This is a genomic window from Parasphingorhabdus sp., from assembly GCF_036964565.1.
GTDB lineage: Bacteria > Pseudomonadota > Alphaproteobacteria > Sphingomonadales > Sphingomonadaceae > Parasphingorhabdus.
On the sequence record NZ_JBALTN010000004.1, the window covers coordinates 188,155 to 208,457 of the forward strand.

Sequence of the window (20,303 nt, forward strand, 5' to 3'; positions counted from 1 at the left end):
AAAATACCTCAGTCCTTGACCTGAGGTACATCCATTATGAACGACGTTTCGCTGCCGTCTCTATCGGCCAGCGGTTAGCAGGTCAGTGTGCGGCTACTACTGTCACTTTCGCTATTCTGGCCCGTCCGCCACCCCAAAATAGATAGGCCGGGAACAGCGTGCGCTGCCCCGGCCCATGATGATCGGTAGAAGGCTGATCAGAACTTGAAGCTGGCCTCCACGAAGACCTGGCGACCACGATTTTGCGTCACAACCTGGTCGTCACCAACCGGGATACCGAACGCATTCGGTCCTGCAAGGAAGGGACGCCCGCCGCTGGTGTTGGTGATGATCTTGTCCGTCAAATTGACGCCGATCAGCGAGAGCTTCCATTTGCTGTCCGGATCACCGATCGAAATCGCGCCATCAACGGTTACGAAACTGGGCTGACGGTAATCATCCAGTCCGGTCTGCGCGGTAAAATATGAGCCGCTATATTGCAGGTTGCCGTTGAGCCCGAACTGGAATGCATCGCCCACGGGAACTTGCCAGTCGAACGCGATGTTGCCTGCAAACTCAGGTGCGCGGGCGGCCCGACGGCCATCCAGATCCTGCCCGTTCGTCGAAATGAAGGATTTGCTAAATTTCGCGTCGGTATAGGCTAGCGCCCCGGAAAACGACAGACCATCAAGCGGCGTCCGCCATGCAAAATCGATATCGAGACCTTTGGTCGTCAACTGGCTGGCATTGAAGGTCTGGAACTGCACCGTGGTGGCGTTGAAATTCTGCACCTGCAAATCGTCAAAAATATAGTAGAATGCAGAAACATTGAACGTGACAGCCCGGTCGGCAAACTGTGTCTTCACACCAACCTCGCCCCCTTTACCGGTTTCGGACTGGAAGATCAGCGAACTGAAATCCCCGCTGACCGCGGCAGCACTCAGGGAATTGGATGGCAAGGCGCTGTTGTCGATGCCGCCCGATTTGAACCCTGTTTTGAAGGCAGCGTAAATATTGACATCCGGTGTCGCCTGATAGCGGACAGAAACTTCAGGCGAAAAATTGGAGTCAGAGAAATTTATCGGGCCAGAGAAAAACCCGCTTCCGATAAACGCCGGGCCGGGACCCAGCAACGAGTGCACATAAGGCACCGAAATCGTGTTGACCTTATTCTCGTCGGTCCAGCGAAGGCCGCCGGACAGTTCAAGCTGATCGGTGAGGTCGAGCGACACGCTGCCAAAGAACGAAAGCGCTTCGGTTTTGGTATTGTGCTTCTTGTACCAGTCATAGGTATTGCCGGTGATTGGATCGGGTGCGATCAGCGAGATATTGACGCCCTGCTGCGAGGTGTTGAAATCAATTTCCCGCGTTTCGTAAAACGCGCCGACCATGAAATTGAACATGCCGTCAAAATCGCTGGCCAAGCGGAGTTCCTGAGTAAATTGCTCCGTCTGGTTGCGAGGATCGCTGGATCCTGCGCCCTGGGCCGATCCGGGGAAGTTAACGGCAGCAAGTGCCGGCGCTACCGCGGACAACGGGCCGAAAGGAGAAAAGGCCGGACCAACACCAACCGAACTGTAGCTGTCGAAATCCACCGCGTCGAGATTGAGATAACCCGAAACCGATGACAGGGTCAGCGAGTCGGACAAATCGAGATCCCATTTCAGCCGTCCGAAGAAGATATCGGTTCTGCCGAACGGAACGCCGTCGAAATTCTGACCGGCGGCGCTGCCCTCTGGGATTCCTGTCGCCAAAGCGGGGGAAGGATCGACAAGAGGATATTTGTCATCGCTGATATTGCAATCGGCGTTGGAAGGGATGACCACTGCACCCTGCAGAAGAAACACTTCATCCGCCCGTCCGTTTGGACCGCAAAACACGTCGGAAAACGCGAGCGCGCCATCATTTTCATTGCGAACGTAGTTTAGTTTCAGATTGGCGCTGAAACGATCCACCGGATCCCACTGAATCGTGGCACGGCCGATAAAATCCTTCAGGCCGCGATTGCGATTCACCGCAGGCGTTCCGGGTGCGACCTTGACATATTTATCAATGTCGGTGAACTGACCGGCAAGACGAATGCCGAGTGTATCGGTGAGAGGGCCGGAAATATATCCGCCGACGGTGTAGCCATTTTCCTCAAATTCATAGGAGGCCTTGCCGCCGACTTCCCAGTCTTTGGTCGGATTGGCGGACCGAATAGAGAAAACACCCGCCGAAGCGCTTTTGCCGAAGAAGAGAGACTGCGGTCCCTTCAGAACGTCAATCTGCTCGACGTCAAAAAAGCCGGCCTGGACGATCCGCATGGTGCTGACCTGCACCCCGTCGAAATCGAAGGCGACGGCAGAGTCGAAGGCGGCCGAAATATTGGACGAACCGACACCGCGCAGGGATATCTGGCCGCCGGACCCGGAACCGCCGACCTGAACGTTCAGCGAGGGAACGCGGCTGGTGACGTCGGATATTTCATTGACGTTGTAATTGTCCAGCGCATCCCTGCCGATCGCGGTCACCGTGACCGGCACTTCCTGCAATGTTTCCGTCTGCTTGCGCGCGGTAACCGTGATGACATTGGCCTCGTCGATTTCGTCTGCATCCTGCGCGAAAGCCGGTGCAGCCATACCCCCGAGCGCAATCGAGGCTGCAGAACCCAACAAGAGGAGTCTCACAGCCTGGTTTTTAAAGTCGGATTTGTGGCGCCTTGCGTATACGGACATTGCTCTCTCCCAATTTTGGCCCGGCCAATCCGGCCGCGTCCCAAACTCAAGTTTTCGGCAGTTTTCCCGCCTTGTTATCCAGTGATCTTAAGCCGCAGTTTCTTTTGTCTCTGCTAGCCAATTTGATAGCAAAATCGAAAAACTGTGTTTTTCACGCAACATTTGTGCGCCGTTTCCCAACAATCGCCTGTCATGCTAACCAAAATAGGGATTGCCTGAACCGGCCGACCGCCGCCTAAGCGATCCGTTGAAAACCAATCGGAGAACAGACATGGGCCGCCTCACCGGAAAAACAGCGATCGTCACGGGTGCCGGCTCTGGCCTGGGGAAGGCCATCGGCCTGGCGTTTGCCGCGGAAGGGGCGCAGGTCGTTCTCACCGACATTGATCGCGAAGCCGCTGCTGCGGTTGCGGGGGACATCGGTGCCAATGCCATTGCGCTTCACCAGGATGTCGCTGACGAAGATCGCTGGGATGAGATCATGAAGGCCGCGACAGAAGCGTTCGGCAATCCCCATATCCTGGTCAACAACGCGGGCCTGGTGATACCCGGGACGATCGAGGATTGCTCGCTGGAGCAGTTTCGCAAGCAGAATCTGGTAATGCTGGAGGGCGTGTTCCTGGGCTGCCGCGCCGCCGTGAGGGCGATGAAGGCGAATGACCAGCCAACCTCGATCATCAACCTCAGCTCGATGGCGGCGCTGCAGGGCTATTCGCCGTTCGTCGCCTATAGCGCGGCCAAGGGTGGCGTACGGTCGATGACCAAGTCGGTAGCGCTGCACTGCAAGGAACAGAATTATCCGATCCGCTGCAACAGCCTGCACCCCGCCGGAATCGACACACCGATGGTGCGGCAGGAATCGGTCGGCGCGGGTGGCGGGGAGACGCCGGAAACCGGAATGATCCCGCTCGGCGATCTCGGCCATCCGAAGGATGTCGCAGCGCTATGCGTCTATCTCGCGAGCGATGAATCGCGCTTCATGACCGCTGGTGAATATCCGGTCGACAACGGCGTGCTCTACAAGCCGGCCTGATCTCAGGCGGCGCCGCCACCCATGGCCGCGACCATCTGGTTCTGGAATTCGGCGAGATCGAAATAGTCACGCCATTTGGCGATCTTGCCGTCGCGCATCTCGAACGTGCCCATCACGCGGATGGCGATCCACTGGCCGTTGACGCGGAACTTGTCGGTCCGTTCGGTCAGGACCGTGTCGCCCTCGGCGACGATATGATGGACGATCCATTCGGCGCAGTCGGACCCCATGCCCGATCCCTCGAAAAAGCCCCGGACCGCCTCCAGCCCGACGCAGGGTTCCATCGGGATATTGTGGTAGAAGATATCGTCGGTCATGGCCGCGTAGATCGCGTCATAGTCGAGCCGGTTCCAGGCAGCGATAAAGTCGAGAATCTGTTGCTTGCTGTCCGACATCTTCAGACCTCCTTATTCTGCCGGTGAAACGTCCAGGATCATCTTGCCCTGGTTGGCGCCGGAGAACAGCTTCATGAAGGCGGCGTAGCTGTTCTCGATGCCCCGGTCGATATCCTCGTCGTGGCGGAGCTTGCCCTCGGCCAGCCACTTGCCCATTTCGGCAATGCCTTCGCCGAAGCGCGGCGGATAGTCGCGGACCAGGAAGCCCTTGATCGTTGCCTGCCGCGAAATCAGATACCAGAGGTTGCGGATGCCGACCGGCTCCGGGCTGTTATATTCGCTGATCAGGCCGCAGAGCACGACCCGGCCATGCTCGTTGATTGCGGTGATGCCGGCATCGAGAATCTCGCCGCCGACATTTTCCCAGATGATGTCGACACCATCGGGCGCGGCGTCCGCGATGGCCTGTTCCAGGTCGGCCTGGCTCTTGCCGCGATAGTCGATCGCCGCGTCAAAGCCATAGTCATCGACCAGCCGCGCGCATTTGTCGGCACCGCCGGCGATGCCGACAACCCGGCAGCCCTTGATCTTGCCGATCTGCCCGACCAGCGAACCGACCGCACCGGCGGCGCCGGTCACCAGCAGGGTTTCACCCTGTTTCGGCTTGGCATCGTCGATCATGCCGAAATAGGCGGTCATCCCGACCGCGCCGAGCACCGAAAGGAAGTTGGTCGGGGACGGCACCAGCGAGGCATCGACCGGCGAAGTGAAGCCACCGGCTTGCACGACGGAATATTCCTCCATCGCGCCGAGACCGACGACCCATTGGCCGACCGGGAAATCGGGGTTCCTCGATTCAGTCACCTTGCCGACGGTGCTGGCGGTAACCGCCGCACCGAGAGCGATCGGCGGCATGTAGCTTTCGGCATCGCTCATCCAGCCGCGCTGCGCCGGGTCGAGCGAGATATAATGGTTGCGGACCAGAAAGGCGCCGTCGGAAAGTTCCGGAACATCTTCCTCGACCAGCGCAAAATCGCTTTCCTTTGGTTCGCCGACCGGCCGGCTGACGAGCGTGAACTTGCGGTTCGTGGTCATGGATTATCCTTCATTCGCGATTTTATGGGATTTCTTGATCTTCTTGGCGAGCGACCATTTGTGCACTTCGGTCGGGCCGTCATAGACTCTGAAAGCCCGGACTTCGCGGAACACCTGCTCGACCACGGTATCGCGGCTGAGGCCGGTGCCGCCCATCACCTGAACGCAATTGTCGGCGATGCGGAACAGGGCCTCGGAAACGGCGACCTTGGCCATCGAGCTTTCGGTGGTGCCGAGCGCGCCGGTATCGAGCACCGTAGCGCACCAGTCGATCATCAGTTCCGCCTGCTTGAGATCGATCTGGTTCTGCGCCAGCATGAAGCCGACGCCTTCGTGATCGATCAGCGGCTTGCCGAAGGCCTGGCGTTTGCAGGCGTAGTCGATGGCGATTTCCTGCGCCCGGTCACAGCTGCCGAGCCAGCGCATGCAGTGGGTCAGGCGGGCCGGCGACAGGCGCACCTGCGCATATTTGAAGCCTTCGCCGCTTTCGCCGAGCATCTGGTCGGCGGGCACGCGCAGATTGTCGATCCTGACCACCGAATGGCTGCCGGGCATCGAGCTGTCGATCGTGTCCAGCACCCGTTCGATCTGGATCGCCGGATCGGGAAGATCGACCAGGAACATCGTCGCGCCCTCGTCCGACTTGGCCATGATGATGCCGACCTTCGCGCCCTTGGCACCGGTGATGAAGGTCTTGCGGCCATTGATGATCCAGTGGTTGCCGTCCGGCTTCGCGGTCGTCAGCATCATCATCGGGTCGGAGCCCGCGCCATTTTCGCTGGCCGGTTCGGTCATGAAGAAGGCGGAGCGCGCCACGCCCGACACCAGCGGATCAAGGAAGCGCTGCTTCTGCTCCGGCGAGGCGCATTTGCCGAGCAGATACATGTTGCCCTCGTCGGGCGCGAACGTGTTCACCGCCAGCGGGCCGAGCGGCGACAGGCCGGACTTGCGCAACACCAGCGCGGTTTCGAGATGGGTGAGATGGCTGCCATCCTCGCGGATATGCGGCGTCAGGATGCCCGCTTCCTTTGCCAGAACGCGCATTTCCTGGACCAGTTCATCGGTCGGACCATGGTCCTCGCAGCGCTCGTCCTTCTCATAGGCAAAAATCTTGTCGCGGACGAAAATCTCCACCCGCTCGGCAATGTCATGCGCCTCGGCGCTGATTTCCTTGGTCATTGAATCTCCTATCTTTGGAGAATCGTTACGGCAGAAACACCCGGCGCGCCATAGACTTGGGTATAGGCGGTCTTCGGATCACCCGGTACCTGGCGCGCGCCTGCGGTGCCGCGCAGCTGCACGACATTCTCGTAGACCTGCCGCAGGCCGGACGCGCCGATCGGCTCGCCACAGGCAAGGCAGCCGCCGTCGGTGTTGATCGGCAACTGGCCGTTGATTTCGCTGCGGCCCTCGAGCAGCCACTGCTCCTGATCGCCCGGCTTGCAGAAGCCGTTTTCCGCCATGTGCATGATTTCCGCGCCGGATTCCGTGTCCTGCAACTGCGCGATATCGATATCGTCGGGCCCCATGCCTGCCTGTTCAAAAGCAGCCTTGGAGGCGATTTCGGTGGCTGTCCCGCCGCGCTCATTGTCGATCGAGGCGGCAAATACCTCGAACGATCCCGGCGGCCGGGTGCGCATCACCGAAGACTTGAGCCGGATGATGGGAACGCCCAGTTCCCTGGCTTTTTTCTCGCTGGCGAGGATCAAAGCCACAGCTCCTTCGGCCGGCGAACAGAACATATATTTGGTCAGCGGGTCGCAGATCATCGGCGCGTTCATGATCGTTTCCAGATCGACCTCGCTGCGCCGCCAGGCGTGATCGGTCTTGACGCCGTTGCGGAACGCCTTTTCCGCCACCCGGCCGAGCGTTTCCCGGCTGATATCATGTTCGTGCAGATAGCGCATGATCTTCGCGCCGAAAAACTGCACGGTCAGCATGTAGCCAGCTTCGCCATACCAGTTGGGCAGACCGTAGGAGGACGGGTCGGCGTTGAAGGCACCACGCGGATGCTTGTCGAAGCCGACCGCCATGCCGATTTCATATTCGCCCGACTTGATCGCGCTGACCGCCGCGTTGAGCGCCGATCCGCCGGTGGCGCAGCCGTTCGAGACATTGATGAACTGGATCCCGGTCAGGCCAAGCTGGGACACCATATTGTCGGCATTGCCGGACGCCGCCGAGCCGCCGAAGGCAAATTCGACATCCTTCCACTCGATGCCGCTGTCGGTCAGGGCCTGCTTCACCGCGAATATGCCCTGGTCCATGCCGTCGCGCCCTTCGGTGCGGCCGAACGGGTGAATCCCTGCTCCTACGATACAAACATCTGACATGATTATTCTCCCTGAACAGGCTTGAAGGCGTGGATGAGTTTCTGCTCCTCGGGCGGAGCATCCGGATCGAGCGGGATTGCGGTCAGTTCCACCTCCATGCCGATTTCGACATCGTCCACGTCAATGCCGGTGAGGCGCGATTCCACCATGGTCTGCCCCGGCAGGCTGACATAGGCGACCGCATAGGGCTTGAATTTTTCCGGATCGGTCGGTCCGGCATAGGGTTCCTTCGGCGGAAAGCGCTGGATCGTGTAGGTCCAGACCGTGCCGCGCGAGGCCAGCCGGATCGGCTCGATATTGTCATCCGGGGTCAGTGGCAGCGGAAAGAAGATGTGGCCGGTTTCCCGGTTCCGCGCACCGACCAGCGCGCTCATGTCCTCGGTAAACAGATTGTCGGCAATCGGCTGTGCGCTCACAAAATTCTCTCCCTTTTCTGACCCTTCTATAAGAGCGAAAGAGGGCCGCCCTTAACTGCCAAAACGGCTAGGACAGGCACCAGTCAATAGCCCGGATGCACCGCCAGCATCCCGCCATCGACCAGCAGATCGCTGCCGGTCACGAAAGCGCTGTCGTCGCTGGCGAGATAAACCGCGGCGGCAGCGAGGTCGCTGCCCTGCCCGATCCGTTTCAGCGGTGACATCGCCGCGGCCATTTCGACCATGCCGGGGACCGACTTGGCAGCGGTGTCGATGATCGCCGTGTGGGTGGCGCCGGGGACGAGATTGTTGCAGCGTATGTTCAATCCGCTCTGCGCGCAATGGACGGCAACCGACTTGGACAGCATCCGGACCGCGCTTTTCGAGGCGGTGTAGGTGACGTCACCGGGGAGCGCGGCAAAGGCGCTGGTCGAGGCGATATTGATGATCGAACCGGAGGAGCCGCCGGGATTCTGCTTCATCAGCGCGATCGCCTTCTGGCAACCCAGCATCACCCCGGTCAGGTTGATGCCGAGCAGATGGTGCCAGCTGTCGAGATCGACATCCTCGATAGTCTTGCCGATCACGATGCCGGCGTTGTTGACCAATATGTCGAGCCGCCCGAATTCGCTACGAACCCTGGCCATCACCAGTTCCCAGGCGCCCGCGTCCGACACGTCCTGAACCATGAACAGCGCCCCCGCCTCGTCCGCGACCGACTGCCCCAGTGCTTCCTGGACATCGGTGGAGAGGACTCTTGCGCCCTCCTCGACAAAACGCCTGACCGTCGCTGCCCCGATGCCCGAAGCACCGCCCGTCACAATCGCGACCTTTCCGTCCAATCGACCCGCCATTCATATCTCCCTATCTAATTCAGCAGAAGTCACTCCTGCCCCGACATTCTAGTTTCGGCACGTTTTCCAGCAAAAGGATATCCGATGACGACACCGGAACATATGCAGCAAACCGTCGACCGCTATCTCGCCGCGATCAATGCCGGCGACATGGATGCCGTAATCGCGCTCTATGCCGATAATGCCTCCGTCGAGGATCCGGCGGGCACGGAACCCAAGCGCGGCGCCGACATCCTGCAATTTTACAAGAACGCCTTTGCCGGCGGTGCCACCGTCGCCCTGACCGGCCCGGTGCGGCTTTCGGCCAAGGCCGCCGCCTTCCCGTTCCGCGCAGAGATCACCAGAACCGAAGGGCCGACGATCATCGTCGAAGTCATCGACATATTCGAGTTTGATGACGACGGCAAAGTTGCCAGGATGACCGCCTATTTTGGCCCTGCCAATATAACCGTCAAGGAAGCTTAGGGCTCCGCAGCGGATCAGAAGCCGGCGTTCCTGGCCCAGCGATCGCTGTGGAATCCCGCGTCGCCAAACATCTGCTGCGCGACGTGGACCCGCTTGAAATAGAGTCCGACATCATATTCGTCGGTGACGCCAATCCCGCCGTGCATCTGGATCGCTTCCTTGGTCGCGAGCTGCGCGACCTGGCCGGTCTTCGCCTTGGCCAGCGAGCAGGTAATGCCCGCCCGCTCAAAATCCTCGTCCAGATCCTTGAGCGACTTCATGACCGCCGACTTCATCATTTCGATTTCGGTCGCCAGATGCGCCGCCCGGTGCTGCAACCCCTGAAACGATCCGATCTTCTGGCCAAATTGCTCGCGCTCCTTCAGATAGTCGGTGGTGACGCCGAACACCTGCTGGGCCGATCCCGACATTTCGGCGCTGAGAACGGCGCGGCCGGCCGACAATATGCCTTCCAGCGCGGCATAGCCGCCGCCCAGTTCCCCCAGAATATCGTCACCGGTCACCTCGAGTCCGTCGACCGTAATATTGGCGGCGTTGCGGCTGTCGACCATCGGCGTCGGCTCGCGATTGATTTGCGGGGCATCGGCATCGACCAGGAACAGGGTGATGCCATCCATATCGCCCTCTTCTCCGGCCGTGCGCGCGGCGATGATCAGCTTGTCGGCGACATGGCCGTCGGCGACGAACGTCTTCGCGCCCGACAGGATGAACCCGTTGCCGGCCGGCTTGGCCGAGAATTTTATGCGGCTCGGATTGTGGCGGGGACCCTCGTCCACGGCCAGGGCGAACAGCCGTTCACCGCGGCTGATCGCCGCCAGATTCTCGTCCTTCTGCTTTTGCGTGCCATATTGCTGGATCGCCGTCGCGCCGAGCACGGAGGTGGAGAAGAACGGCGATGCGGTCAGGTTGCGCCCCATCTGCTCCGCCAGCACACCCGCGCCGACATAACCGAAGCCGCTGCCGCCATGGTCTTCGTCGACGATGATACCGGCCCATCCCATTTCGGCCATTTCGGCCCACAGATCCCGGCAGAAACCATCGACCGGCCTGTTGTCGCGGACCTTGCGAAAGGCAGCGACCGGGGCTTTTTCCGCGAGGAAGCCGTTGGCGGCATCCTGCAGCATGGCCTGTTCTTCGTTGAGTATCAGCGGCATAGTGATTCGCCCTATTGGCTCGGCAATCCCAAGACGCGCTTGGAAATGATGTTAAACTGCACTTCGGTGGTGCCACCAAGGATCGAATAGGCCCGGTTGTAGAGCCAGTTGTTGGCAAGACTGCCATATTCGATGCCGTCCGGCCCGATCGTGGCGCCGGCGGTACCCTCGATATCCATCCGCAATTCGGTTCCGCGCTTGGTCAGTTCCGAGGCGGCATATTTCAGCATGGAAGACTTGGCACCCAGGCCGTTGCCGGCATTGGCTTCGTCGGTCATGCGTTCGACGGTAAGATTATAGGCCCAGTTGTCCAGCTCTGCCTGCGCGATGCGTTGCCGCAGGTCGGGATCGTCGAGACGTCCGGCCGCATCCAGCCCGATGCGCTCGGCGGCAAACTTGCCGAGATTTTCCGGCCCCGTGGTCCCGCGCAACGGCGACATCGTGCCCAGCATGCCGCGCTCATGCACCAGCAGATTCTTGGCGACATCCCAGCCGCGATTGACTTCACCGACGACCGAGGGATTGCCCTCGCCGTATAATTTCGGCACTTTTACATTGTCGAGAAATGTCTCGCAAAATGGCGAATGGCCCGAGATCAGGACGATCGGCTTGACCGAGATTCCCTCGCTCGCCATGTCGATCAGGATGAAGGTAATGCCTTCATGTTTCGGGGCATCGAAATCGGTGCGCACCAGACAGAAGATCCAGTCCGAAATATCCGCGTTCGACGTCCAGATTTTCTGTCCGTTGATCAGCCAGTGATCGCCCTTGTCCTCGCATTTGGTCTTCAGCGCAGCAAGGTCGGAACCGGCCCCCGGCTCGGAATAGCCCTGACACCAGCGAATCTCGCCGCGGGCAATCCCGGTCAGGTGCTGCTCCTTCTGCTCGTGCGTGCCATAGGCCAGCAGCGCGGGGCCCAGCATCGAGATGCCGAAATTGCTCAGCGGCTTGCGGGCGTTTATCGCCTGCCGTTCTTCGTCGAGTATCTTGGCCTGGTCAGCCGACAGGCCGGCACCGCCATATTCCTTCGGCCAGCTGGGCACGGTATAGCCCTTGGCCAGTGCCCGCTCGAACCACAGCTTCTGGGCTTCCGACTGGAATTCCCACTGCCGTCCGCCCCAGCACTGGTTTTCCGCCGTGATGTCGCCATCCCGCATCTCTTCCGGGCAATTTTCCTGCAGCCATGCCCTGACGTCCGTGCGAAATTCTTCCAGATCGCTCATGCCCTAACCTCTCGTGACACAATGTCATATGCCAGCCTGCACGATGCGGGCACTGCGCATTTAGTTAGCGATATCATCGGTCGCCTCAATCCAGGCGAAGCATCTGCTTGCCAAAATTCTGGCCTGCAAACAAGCGTTTCAGGGTATCGGGGATATTGTCGAATCCCTCCTGAATATCTTCCTTGAAGGTAATCCGGCCTTCCTTGATCCATTGCCGCATCCGTTTCTGGGCTTCCGGAAATTCGCTGGCATAGTCGGAGACGATAAAGCCCGACATGCTGGCGCGCTTGAAGATCAGGTTGAAGTAATTTTCCGGCCCCGCAGGCATGTCCCCCTGTTCGTAGCGCGAAATGCCGCCACAAATGGCGACCCGCGCATGCATGGCGAGATGGGCCAGCGCGTCGTTCAGTATCTTGCCGCCGACATTGTCGTAGAAGACGTTGATCGACTGGGCGCAATGTTCCTTCAGTTTTGCGCGGACATCGTCATTCTTGTAATCGATGGCGACATCATAGCCGACGTCGTCGGTCAGCCATTTGCATTTTTCCTCGCCACCGGCGATGCCGATGATCCGGCAACCGGCGATCTTGGCAATCTGACCCACCATCGAACCGGTGGCACCGGCCGCGCCCGACACCACGACGGTATCGCCCGGCTGTGGCCGGCCATGTTTCAGGAGGCCGAAATAGGCGGTCATGCCGGTTGTCCCCAGCGCGCCCAGATTGGCGGCCAGCAGATCATCATCCGGAATCTTGTTGAGTTCGCCGCCACGAACATGGGCATAATCCTGCCAGCGCAGCATGCCCATGACCTTGTCGCCCTTGACAAAATCCGGATGGCGGGACTCGACCACCGTACCGATGCCGGAACCGCGCATCACTTCGCCAATTTCGGTCGGGGCGACATAGCCGCCGATATTCTCCATCCAGCCCTTTTGCGCCGGATCGAAGCCGAGGATTTCATTCTTGACCAGCACATGGCCTTCGGCGCATTCCGGCACCGGGGTGACAACCTTCTTGAAATCATCATCAACCAGCCCGCGCCCCTTGGGGCGTCCGTTGATCAGCCATTGCCTGTTCTCGGTCATACATTCTCTCCGTTGGAAACTTGGAAACCTGTTAGACGGATTTTGTTGTTCACCCGAACTGCCAGCTTTGATAGCTGGCGGATTGAAATTGTCCGCGCGCCGGTGCAGTCTCGCGAAGACGGGGAGGTTTGCAAGGCAAATGCTGACTTTGCGGCCCTATCCTTTGCGCGCTCACTCCCTATAACAATAGTGGCGGGTGAGCCTGCTCGCGCTATGTAGTTTTCAACTAATGCGTCCCCGTCAGAGGGACGCGATATGAAGGAGCAAAGCCTTGGCCTCTACCGATATGGCGGACAAAGACGTCCTCGTCGATATTTTCACCCGCGCCGACCTGATCATGCAGTCGGACATCAAGTTCCGGCAGATGATCGGAGCGGGTCAATTGCAGATCGTTTATTATCCCGTTCGCGGCCAGGAAGTGGTGTCGTCGGCAATGATGGCAGCGGTCAATCAGGATGATTATCTGGTCACCATCTACCGCGGTCTGCACGACCAGCTCGCCAAGGGCATTCCCTCGAAGGAACTCTGGGCGGAATTTGCCGGCAAGGTGACCGGCACCTGCAAGGGCAAGGGCGGGCCGATGCACATCACCCATCCGGCGACCGGCGTCATGGTTACCACCGGCATCGTCGGTTCCGGCATCCCGATCGCCAACGGCCTCGGCCTCGCCAGCCAGCTGGAGAAGGACGGCAAGGTCACGGTCTGCTGCTTCGGCGACGGCGCGACCAACATCGGCGCGTTCCACGAAGGCCTCAACATGGCGCAGATCTGGAAGCTGCCGGTCATCTTCCTGTGCCAGAACAATCTCTATGGCGAACATACCCATATGCGCGACACCACCGGCTCGGCCTCGATCAAGCAGCGCGGCGAAGGTCTTGGCATGCGTTCGGTCCAGGTCAACGGCAACGACGCCAGTGCCATGTACAAGGCCGCCAAGGAAGCCGTCGACCATGCCCGCGCCGGCAATGGCCCGACGCTGATCGAGGCGATGACCTTCCGCTTCCACGGCCACCTGCTGGGCGACACCAGCCATTATATTCCGAAGGAGGAGATGGAGCAGGCGAAGAAGGACGACCCGATGCCGATCCTGCGCAACCAGCTGCTCGACCTGCAGATCAGCGAAGCGGATGTCGCGGCGATCGAAGCGAAAAACGCCGCGATCATCGCCGAAGCGGCCCAGTTTGCGCTCGATAGCGACTATCCTTCAGGTGATGAATATCGCATCGATGTCCTCGACGTGGAGATTGCAGCATGAGCGACACAGCAGAAAAACCAAAAGACATCATGTTCGCCCAGGCCCTCAACATGGCCATGAACAAGGCGATGGCGGACGATCCGAAGGTGATCCTGCTCGGCGAGGATATCGCCGACAAGGAAGGCGGCGGCGTGTTCAAGGTGACCGCCGGCCTGTCCGGCACCTATGGCACCGACCGTGTCCGGTCGACGCCGATTTCCGAACAGGCGATTGTCGGTGCCGCGGTCGGCGCGGCGCTGGTCGGCTACAAGCCGGTTGCCGAAATCATGCTGATGAACTTCATCACCGTGGCGATGGACCAGATCGTCAACCACGCTGCCAAGCTGCGCTTCATGTCCGGCGGCCAGACCAGCGTGCCGCTGACCATTCGCACCACCACCGGTGCCGGCACCGGCCTCGGCGGACAGCATAGCGACATGCTCGAGGCGTGGCTTGCTCATGTCCCCGGGCTGAAGGTCGTCGCGGCATCCAATCCGCAGGACGCCTATGGCCTGCTCTATTCCTCGATCATGGATGACAATCCGGTGATCTTCATCGAGAACACCCCCGGCTATTTCGTCAAGGGTCCGGCGCCAGCCGCCGATCACACCGTGCCGCTCGGCAAGGCATCGATCCCGCGCGAAGGCACGGACATCACGCTGATCGGCTATGGCAGCGCGATCAGCCGATGCCATGCCGCCGCCGACAAGCTAGCGGAAGACGGCATTTCCTGCGAGATCGTCGACCTGCGCACGATCGCGCCGTTTGACGAGGAAACCGTGCTGAAAAGCGTGGCCAAGACCAAGGCGGCCGTGGTCGTGCACGAAGCGGTGCGCAGCTTCGGAACCGGTGCCGAGATTTCCTCGCGCATCCATGAAGAGCTGTTTTCGGAACTGCGGGCCCCGGTCGGCCGCGTCGGTTCCGGCTATGCGCCGGTGCCATTCTCGCCGGCGATCGAGAAAGCCTGGATGTTCAGCCAGGATGATATCGAGCGCGAAGTACACAAGATTCTAGGATAGAAGAAAAGAACCATGGCAACAGAAATACGCATCCCCAAATTGGGCTTCAGCATGGAATCGGGCATTCTCGCGGAATGGCTGGTCGAAGACGGCGCAGAGGTCACCGCCGGCCAGGAAATCTATGCGCTGGAAAACGAGAAATCGACCCAGGAGGTCGAATCCCCGGCGAGCGGCACACTGAAGATCATCGTCCAGGCGGACGGCGAAGAATATCCGGTCGGCGAACTGATCGGAACGATCGAATAAAAAACCACGGCGATAGATTCCTCCTATCATTATCGATAGGAATGTTTGGTTGACTAGAAAACCAAACAACGCGACACACCGCTAACAATAATAGCAAGTGTCGCAAGGAGCGGAGCCTGATGGCCGAAAATTTTATCGCCGAAATTCCCGAAATCGGCAGACAGCGATTTCGGGAGAATGTTGATAGCGTCACTATCACCAATCCGGCTGAAATTCGGCCTGCGGCCGAGGCGGTCAATGAAATCGCCCAGTCCTATGGTTTTCGTATCGCCGTATCGGCCGATATTTCGTCAAAGGCCCATCTCGTCGACGCCGACGGGATCCTGATCAACAAGGACGTGTTCGGATGGGTTGCCGAGGGCGAGCGCTGGTGGGAGGATACCCGCCTGGCGCTCAGTTCGCCGCTGCCCAGAGCCTGTCGCTACGAGAGCGAGCCGATCTGGTGCAACGCCGATGGTTTCCATGGCCACTGGCCCAACGAATATCTCGACAAGATCGACCTGAAGGATTTCTACGCCCAGTCCGCGACATCCAAATCGCATATTCTGATCCCCGTGCACCTGCCCTTCGGCCAGATCGCCGCCGTCAGCTTCTCGACGATTGAACATGGCATCACCGATCTCAAGGAGGCCTATCGTCTCTATTCCGACTTTTTCGGCATCATTACCAGCCGGTTCGTCACCGGCTATGTTCTCGCCATGCGCGAGAAGCACCGGATGCCGGCCAATTGTGTCTTGTCAAAACGCGAAGCGGAATGCCTGCACTGGGCCGCGATCGGCAAGACCGACAAGGAAATCAGCATGATCCTGTCGCTCAGCCACGCGACGATCCGCTATCATGTCAACCGGGCGGGCCAGAAGCTGAACAGCGTCAATCGCGGCCAGACCATCTTCAAGGCCGGCCAGCTGGGCTATCTCGGCGCGACCGACTAGCCCGCCGCAACTGTCCACGGTTCGCTATTTGCGCAGGATCGCGAACACCGCCGTCATCGTCATCAGCACCGTTTCGCCGCAGACGATCTGTCCGCTGCAATAGGCGGTGCGCTTGCTGATCCGGTCGATGCTGGCATAGGCCTCCACCCAGTCGCCGAGCTTTGCCGCCGCCAGATAGTTGGTGTTGAGATTCATCGTTGCCACCGGCAGCGCCGGCTTCTCCGCGCGGTGCACCTGATAGCTCAGCGCCACGTCCGCCAGCGTCCCCAGGACGCCCCCGTGGGCGACCTGGATATGGTTGATATGGCCGTCGTTGATGCGCGTCGCGACAACGATGCACTCCTCGTCCGGGCGCTCGTAATAGGGGCCCGCCATATCGAGGAACGGGCTGGAAAATCGTGCCCGCCGGAAGCCGTCCGGAATATCGTCCGCCTCGATTTCGCCCAAGGTCAGGCAGCCACCTTGCGCTTGGGACTTTTTGGCGCTTCCTCGGAATTCAGCCACAGGTCCAGCGTCTCATGGAAATGCCGGAGCTTCGATTCCTGATATTGCGCGAACAGGGATACGCCGTCCGGCTGGCTCTTCACGCCTTTCTGCATCGCCTTGTGGTTGAGATAATCCTGGTTGAATATCTTGTTCAGATAGCTGCCGAATTCCGTCGCCTGGGTATAGTCGTCGTGCAGGTCGAGGAAGGTGCATTTGGCCGGCTCCGGACGTTCCGCGCCTTCCGGCAACGCGACCATGAACATCACCTCGTGCAGCGATTGCTCGGGATTGTCGCCGTCGGGACGGAAGCGGTAGAAGATCGGGTTGAAGTCGGCCCAGGGGCTGATGTTCGGGAAGACGCTGTAGAAAATCGCATCGACCAGATCGGCATCGCTGATCTGATCCACCATGTCACCCCAGATCGGGCGCATTTCCTCGCGCCGGGCCTGCGCGGCTTCGTCGCGCATGGCGTGGGCCGAAACATCGCTGTAGACCATCGGCATGTTCTCGTCGGCCGGGGCGATCTTGCCGCCGATCCAGTTGCACATGTGCGGATCGGCCGACTTCAGGTCGCCCTCGATATAATTGGCCTCCATGTCGAAAATGCCGCTCTTGCCGTTGGGCAGCGAAACCTTGACGCGATTTTCTTCCAGCCGCTCGAACTTGTGATGGCTGATCGGATGGATGAAGCTCTGGAATGCCTTGGCATCCGGGAAGGCCGTCGGATCGGGGTTGACCAGATCGGTGTGCGGGCTTGGCGCCCCGTGCGCGGACATCGCCCGGGAAAAATTGTGCCATACATCATATTTGCTGTTCGCATCGGCAAAGGCGGGCATCAGTTCGGGATGGGTACCGACCACATGATAGGATTCCATGAACGCTTCCTGGGCGATTTTCCAGTTGCACGGCAACCGCTTGACCATGTGCGCCGCCTTGTACCGCCGCTCGAACGGAATCTGGAAATGCCGGTCGATATCGCCGAGGAAATCTTCCAGCGGCTCGCAATCGGGATCGGGATTGATGAAAACGAAGCCGCCCCATTCACCGACGCTTATCTCTTTCAGGCTGTGAGTCTCTTCGCTCACCGAAGGGAAGTCCCACTGGCACGGCACCTCTTTCAGCTTGCCGTTGAGCTCCCACGACCAGCCGTGGAAAGGACAGCGGAGCGCCTTCTGGCCCTTCTTGTGATTGTCGCAAATCGCTCTACCACGGTGCATGCAGCTGTTGGGGAACGCCTTGATCTCGTCTTCCGACACCCGGACCACCAGAAAGGACAGCTCGGCAATATCGTAGACATATGTATCGCCGACTTCCTTGATCTCGTCCTTGTGGCAGGCCATCTGCCAGACACGCTTCCAGAGCCGCTCGACTTCGCGGTCATGCTCTTCCTTGGTCCAGTAACGGCTGACCTCGACGGTGGTGACGCCCGGCTCCATCGGCGACTCTTCAAGAAATATCGCGGGGGGTGCGACCTTGTCGCCTTCCAAAAGCTCGGTATAGGAAATGCCGTTGGACCGATTATGTCCGGTTAACGTCTCGACCATTATCTTCTCCTGAAAACTAAATACTCTTGTTTGGGCTAAAATAGCGCAATGAAGCAGCGCTGCCACTAGTGAATCTGGCAGCACTGCCTGTTGATTTTGAGAGGTTAGCCCGCGGCGACTACCTGTGTATCTTTCGATAGGATAGAGGGGGACGCGAATCCGCCCCGAAGGAGATATGTCACGTGAAGCTTTATTCCAGCCTTGGTCCCAACCCGCGTTTCGTGCGCATGTTCATACTGGAAAAGGGGCTGGATATCGAACGCGTGCACATCGACATCCTGACCGCCGAAAACCGCCAGCCGGATTTCGCCGACAAGAATATCCTGGGCACCACGCCAGTTCTGGAGCTGGATGATGGTTTCATGCTCAGCGAGATCATGGCGATTGCGGAATATCTCGAGGAAACCCATCCCGAACCCGTGCTGATCGGATCCTCCGCGCAGGAGCGCGCCGAAGTGCGCATGTGGACCAGGCGGATCGATCTGGAAATCGCCGTGCCGATGACTCTCGGCTTTCGCGGCGGTGCCGGCCGGCCAATGTTCGAACCGCGCATGGACGTGGTCGGCGCCGAGGGCGCAGCGGAGCTGTCGCGCATGTCGGACAACAGATGGAAATGGCTGGACCAGCAGCTCGCGGGCAAGGACTATATCTGCCAGGACAAGTTCACCATGGCCGATCTCATCGCCTATTGCTTCGTCCAGTTCGGCTATACCGTCGGCTGGTCGCTGCCCGAGGGCACCGACAATCTCGCAAAATTTGTCGAGCGGATCGACCAGCGGCCGTCGGCGCAGGTCTGGAAGGACAGCGAATGAGCGAGAAGCCCGCTTCCCTCGCCAGGCTCGGCACAATCATGCAGATCAGCTATGTGCCGGAGGATTATGACGCCGCGCTCGATTACTGGACGCAGAAAATGGGGGCCGGTCCGTTTTTCCACACCGAGAAGGTCGAGGTCGAAAATGTCCGCTATCGCGGCGAGCCATCCGATATCCAGTTCTCGATGGCGATCGGCTATTGGGGCGATATCCAGATTGAGCTGATCCGGCCCAACAACGACGCGCCGTCCATGTTCAGGGACTGGCGCGAAAAGGGATTGCAAGGCGTCCAGCATCTCTGCCTGATCGTCGACGATCTCGATCATGCCCGCGCGCTGACCGAGCAAGCCGGCGGCGAGGTCATTCAGGAAGTCAGCCTGCCCGGCGGTGTCGGCGGTGCCTTTTATGCCGATTATGGCGGCGGCCCGGGCACCATCATCGAATATCTGCAGATCCCGCAGGCCGGTCTCGACGGGTTCGCGGCCATGCGCCAGATGCATCTCGACTGGGATGGCCAGACAAACCCCGTGATAGGAAAAGAATGATGAGCGAAGCGCCCGAACGCCGCCCCGACCAGAAACCGATCAAATGCGTGCTGGTCGCCGCCGGCAAATATCATGATATCGACTATGCCCGGCTGGAAGTGATGAAATTGCTCGCCGAGGATGACCGCATCCGGGTCCGGGTGTTCGAGGATTATGAAAATCTCGAGGCGATCCGGAATGCCGATTTCCTGGTCAGCTACACCTGCGATGTGCAGCCCAGCGAGGCGGCGCAGAAGACCATCCAGGATTTCGTTAACGGCGGCGGCCGCTATTTTGCCCTGCACGGGACCAACGCCGTCCTGAAATTCCTCGAAAACGGCTTGGTCGATGCGCCGGACGAGATGCCGGTCTTTGCCGACACGCTCGGCACCCGCTTCCTGTCGCACCCGCCGATCATCCCGTTCACCGTCGACAACGCCCAGCCGGATCACCCGCTGGTCAAGGGTATTCCCAGCTTCGAGACCACCGACGAGCAATATCTGGTCGAGACCCGCGCCGAACTGGATGTGCTGCTCGACACCGAATATAATGGCACGGACGATATCAGCGGCTTCGTCCACAGCGACATTCCGAAAAGCCGTCACCCGGTCTTCTATATCCGGCGGATGGGCGACGGCGCGGTGCTCTATCTGACGATGGGCCATTGCCGCGGCCATTACGACATGGAGCCGGTGCTCGACTGGTGGCCGGAAATCGACCGGTCCGGCTGGCAGCAGCCGATCATCTATGATCTGCTGCGGCGCGGCATCGGCTGGAGCTGCGAAACCGCGATCGCAAAATTCTAACCCCGATTT

General features: G+C 59.7%; 21 protein-coding genes. 9 read left to right on the forward strand and 12 right to left on the reverse strand.

The genetic code is table 11. The features are described from left to right. Nucleotides 1-197 precede the first annotated feature (197 nt). Nucleotides 198-2,600 carry a TonB-dependent receptor gene (locus V7650_RS06895; protein ID WP_335655518.1) on the reverse strand — a complete coding sequence of 801 codons (2,403 nt, stop codon included), beginning with the start codon at nucleotides 2,598-2,600 and terminating at the stop codon, nucleotides 198-200. 367 nt (nucleotides 2,601-2,967) lie between these two features. Between V7650_RS06895 and V7650_RS06900 the strand changes: the two genes are divergently transcribed. Further along, on the forward strand, nucleotides 2,968-3,729 hold the full coding sequence (locus tag V7650_RS06900) for an SDR family oxidoreductase (RefSeq protein ID WP_335655519.1): 762 nt from the start codon (nucleotides 2,968-2,970) through the stop codon (nucleotides 3,727-3,729). A 2-nt stretch (nucleotides 3,730-3,731) separates the two neighbouring features. Here V7650_RS06900 and V7650_RS06905 read toward each other — a convergent pair whose 3' ends face one another. The 6 genes from V7650_RS06905 to V7650_RS06930 form a co-directional block, all read right to left on the reverse strand. Continuing rightward, the gene (locus tag V7650_RS06905; RefSeq protein WP_335655520.1) at nucleotides 3,732-4,124 is read right to left on the reverse strand and encodes a limonene-1,2-epoxide hydrolase family protein; all 393 of its coding nucleotides are present in this window, start codon (nucleotides 4,122-4,124) and stop codon (nucleotides 3,732-3,734) included. A gap of 12 nt (nucleotides 4,125-4,136) precedes the next feature. Next, nucleotides 4,137-5,159, reverse strand: coding sequence for an NADP-dependent oxidoreductase (locus V7650_RS06910; protein ID WP_335655521.1), 1,023 nt, complete (start codon nucleotides 5,157-5,159; stop codon nucleotides 4,137-4,139). Between the two features lie 3 nt (nucleotides 5,160-5,162). Next, entirely contained in the window at nucleotides 5,163-6,338 is a 1,176-nt protein-coding gene (locus tag V7650_RS06915; protein WP_335655522.1) for an acyl-CoA dehydrogenase family protein, read from the reverse strand. 8 nt (nucleotides 6,339-6,346) lie between these two features. Further along, nucleotides 6,347-7,495 (reverse strand): thiolase family protein, encoded by a 1,149-nt coding sequence (locus tag V7650_RS06920; RefSeq protein ID WP_335655696.1) that lies wholly within the window; start codon nucleotides 7,493-7,495, stop codon nucleotides 6,347-6,349. Beyond that, complete coding sequence (locus V7650_RS06925; RefSeq protein WP_335655523.1) at nucleotides 7,495-7,908, reverse strand: Zn-ribbon domain-containing OB-fold protein; 414 nt, start codon at nucleotides 7,906-7,908, stop codon at nucleotides 7,495-7,497. Before V7650_RS06925 ends, V7650_RS06920 begins: the two co-directional genes overlap by 1 nt. 83 nt (nucleotides 7,909-7,991) lie before the next feature. Next, nucleotides 7,992-8,762 (reverse strand): SDR family NAD(P)-dependent oxidoreductase, encoded by a 771-nt coding sequence (locus tag V7650_RS06930; RefSeq protein ID WP_335655524.1) that lies wholly within the window; start codon nucleotides 8,760-8,762, stop codon nucleotides 7,992-7,994. Nucleotides 8,763-8,846: 84 nt separating this feature from the next. Between V7650_RS06930 and V7650_RS06935 the strand changes: the two genes are divergently transcribed. Beyond that, entirely contained in the window at nucleotides 8,847-9,227 is a 381-nt protein-coding gene (locus V7650_RS06935) for a nuclear transport factor 2 family protein (RefSeq protein ID WP_335655525.1), read from the forward strand. A 14-nt stretch (nucleotides 9,228-9,241) separates the two neighbouring features. On the opposite strand, the gene V7650_RS06940 is transcribed toward V7650_RS06935, so the two are convergent. The 3 genes from V7650_RS06940 to V7650_RS06950 form a co-directional block, all read right to left on the reverse strand. After that, nucleotides 9,242-10,381: an acyl-CoA dehydrogenase family protein gene (locus V7650_RS06940; RefSeq protein ID WP_335655526.1), complete on the reverse strand. Its 1,140-nt coding sequence runs from the start codon at nucleotides 10,379-10,381 to the stop codon at nucleotides 9,242-9,244. An 11-nt stretch (nucleotides 10,382-10,392) separates the two neighbouring features. After that, a complete protein-coding gene (locus V7650_RS06945; RefSeq protein WP_335655527.1) occupies nucleotides 10,393-11,604 on the reverse strand; it encodes an acyl-CoA dehydrogenase family protein in 1,212 nt (403 codons plus the stop codon). 85 nt (nucleotides 11,605-11,689) lie between these two features. Further along, nucleotides 11,690-12,691 carry an NADP-dependent oxidoreductase gene (locus tag V7650_RS06950; RefSeq protein WP_335655528.1) on the reverse strand — a complete coding sequence of 334 codons (1,002 nt, stop codon included), beginning with the start codon at nucleotides 12,689-12,691 and terminating at the stop codon, nucleotides 11,690-11,692. 271 nt (nucleotides 12,692-12,962) lie between these two features. Between V7650_RS06950 and V7650_RS06955 the strand changes: the two genes are divergently transcribed. The 4 genes from V7650_RS06955 (at nucleotide 12,963) to V7650_RS06970 (ending at nucleotide 16,122) form a co-directional block, all read left to right on the forward strand. Next, nucleotides 12,963-13,946, forward strand: coding sequence for a thiamine pyrophosphate-dependent dehydrogenase E1 component subunit alpha (locus V7650_RS06955; protein WP_335655529.1), 984 nt, complete (start codon nucleotides 12,963-12,965; stop codon nucleotides 13,944-13,946). After that, nucleotides 13,943-14,944 (forward strand): alpha-ketoacid dehydrogenase subunit beta, encoded by a 1,002-nt coding sequence (locus V7650_RS06960; RefSeq protein ID WP_335655530.1) that lies wholly within the window; start codon nucleotides 13,943-13,945, stop codon nucleotides 14,942-14,944. The genes V7650_RS06955 and V7650_RS06960 overlap by 4 nt, the downstream gene beginning before the upstream one ends. Before the next feature lie 12 nt (nucleotides 14,945-14,956). Beyond that, nucleotides 14,957-15,190 (forward strand): biotin/lipoyl-containing protein, encoded by a 234-nt coding sequence (locus V7650_RS06965; RefSeq protein ID WP_335655531.1) that lies wholly within the window; start codon nucleotides 14,957-14,959, stop codon nucleotides 15,188-15,190. A gap of 119 nt (nucleotides 15,191-15,309) precedes the next feature. Further along, nucleotides 15,310-16,122: a helix-turn-helix domain-containing protein gene (locus tag V7650_RS06970; RefSeq protein WP_335655532.1), complete on the forward strand. Its 813-nt coding sequence runs from the start codon at nucleotides 15,310-15,312 to the stop codon at nucleotides 16,120-16,122. A 24-nt stretch (nucleotides 16,123-16,146) separates the two neighbouring features. Here V7650_RS06970 and V7650_RS06975 read toward each other — a convergent pair whose 3' ends face one another. Both V7650_RS06975 and V7650_RS06980 read right to left on the reverse strand, forming a co-directional pair. Beyond that, complete coding sequence (locus tag V7650_RS06975; protein WP_335655533.1) at nucleotides 16,147-16,569, reverse strand: PaaI family thioesterase; 423 nt, start codon at nucleotides 16,567-16,569, stop codon at nucleotides 16,147-16,149. Between the two features lie 2 nt (nucleotides 16,570-16,571). Next, complete coding sequence (locus V7650_RS06980; RefSeq protein WP_335655534.1) at nucleotides 16,572-18,152, reverse strand: aromatic ring-hydroxylating oxygenase subunit alpha; 1,581 nt, start codon at nucleotides 18,150-18,152, stop codon at nucleotides 16,572-16,574. A gap of 182 nt (nucleotides 18,153-18,334) precedes the next feature. On the opposite strand from V7650_RS06980, the gene V7650_RS06985 reads away from it, so the two are divergent. From V7650_RS06985 to V7650_RS06995, 3 genes are read left to right on the forward strand one after another with little or no spacing between them, the layout of a single operon-like run. Next, a complete protein-coding gene (locus V7650_RS06985) occupies nucleotides 18,335-18,964 on the forward strand; it encodes a glutathione S-transferase family protein (protein WP_335655535.1) in 630 nt (209 codons plus the stop codon). Further along, complete coding sequence (locus V7650_RS06990) at nucleotides 18,961-19,509, forward strand: VOC family protein (protein ID WP_335655536.1); 549 nt, start codon at nucleotides 18,961-18,963, stop codon at nucleotides 19,507-19,509. The genes V7650_RS06985 and V7650_RS06990 overlap by 4 nt, the downstream gene beginning before the upstream one ends. Continuing rightward, complete coding sequence (locus tag V7650_RS06995; RefSeq protein WP_335655537.1) at nucleotides 19,509-20,294, forward strand: ThuA domain-containing protein; 786 nt, start codon at nucleotides 19,509-19,511, stop codon at nucleotides 20,292-20,294. Before V7650_RS06990 ends, V7650_RS06995 begins: the two co-directional genes overlap by 1 nt. Nucleotides 20,295-20,303 lie beyond the last annotated feature (9 nt).

What these genes read in the sequence shown, in the direction of transcription:
- V7650_RS06970 (WP_335655532.1), top strand. Translation starts at nt 15,310, where the DNA reads ATGGCCGAAAATTTTATCGCCGAAATTCCCGAAATCGGCAGACAGCGA.
- V7650_RS06960 (WP_335655530.1), top strand. Translation starts at nt 13,943, where the DNA reads ATGAGCGACACAGCAGAAAAACCAAAAGACATCATGTTCGCCCAGGCC.
- V7650_RS06915 (WP_335655522.1), bottom strand. Translation starts at nt 6,338, where the DNA reads ATGACCAAGGAAATCAGCGCCGAGGCGCATGACATTGCCGAGCGGGTG.
- V7650_RS06965 (WP_335655531.1), top strand. Translation starts at nt 14,957, where the DNA reads ATGGCAACAGAAATACGCATCCCCAAATTGGGCTTCAGCATGGAATCG.
- V7650_RS06990 (WP_335655536.1), top strand. Translation starts at nt 18,961, where the DNA reads ATGAGCGAGAAGCCCGCTTCCCTCGCCAGGCTCGGCACAATCATGCAG.
- V7650_RS06900 (WP_335655519.1), top strand. Translation starts at nt 2,968, where the DNA reads ATGGGCCGCCTCACCGGAAAAACAGCGATCGTCACGGGTGCCGGCTCT.
- V7650_RS06895 (WP_335655518.1), bottom strand. Translation starts at nt 2,600, where the DNA reads ATGGCTGCACCGGCTTTCGCGCAGGATGCAGACGAAATCGACGAGGCC.
- V7650_RS06935 (WP_335655525.1), top strand. Translation starts at nt 8,847, where the DNA reads ATGACGACACCGGAACATATGCAGCAAACCGTCGACCGCTATCTCGCC.
- V7650_RS06950 (WP_335655528.1), bottom strand. Translation starts at nt 12,691, where the DNA reads ATGACCGAGAACAGGCAATGGCTGATCAACGGACGCCCCAAGGGGCGC.
- V7650_RS06945 (WP_335655527.1), bottom strand. Translation starts at nt 11,604, where the DNA reads ATGAGCGATCTGGAAGAATTTCGCACGGACGTCAGGGCATGGCTGCAG.
- V7650_RS06930 (WP_335655524.1), bottom strand. Translation starts at nt 8,762, where the DNA reads ATGGCGGGTCGATTGGACGGAAAGGTCGCGATTGTGACGGGCGGTGCT.
- V7650_RS06995 (WP_335655537.1), top strand. Translation starts at nt 19,509, where the DNA reads ATGAGCGAAGCGCCCGAACGCCGCCCCGACCAGAAACCGATCAAATGC.
- V7650_RS06980 (WP_335655534.1), bottom strand. Translation starts at nt 18,152, where the DNA reads ATGGTCGAGACGTTAACCGGACATAATCGGTCCAACGGCATTTCCTAT.
- V7650_RS06910 (WP_335655521.1), bottom strand. Translation starts at nt 5,159, where the DNA reads ATGACCACGAACCGCAAGTTCACGCTCGTCAGCCGGCCGGTCGGCGAA.
- V7650_RS06940 (WP_335655526.1), bottom strand. Translation starts at nt 10,381, where the DNA reads ATGCCGCTGATACTCAACGAAGAACAGGCCATGCTGCAGGATGCCGCC.
- V7650_RS06905 (WP_335655520.1), bottom strand. Translation starts at nt 4,124, where the DNA reads ATGTCGGACAGCAAGCAACAGATTCTCGACTTTATCGCTGCCTGGAAC.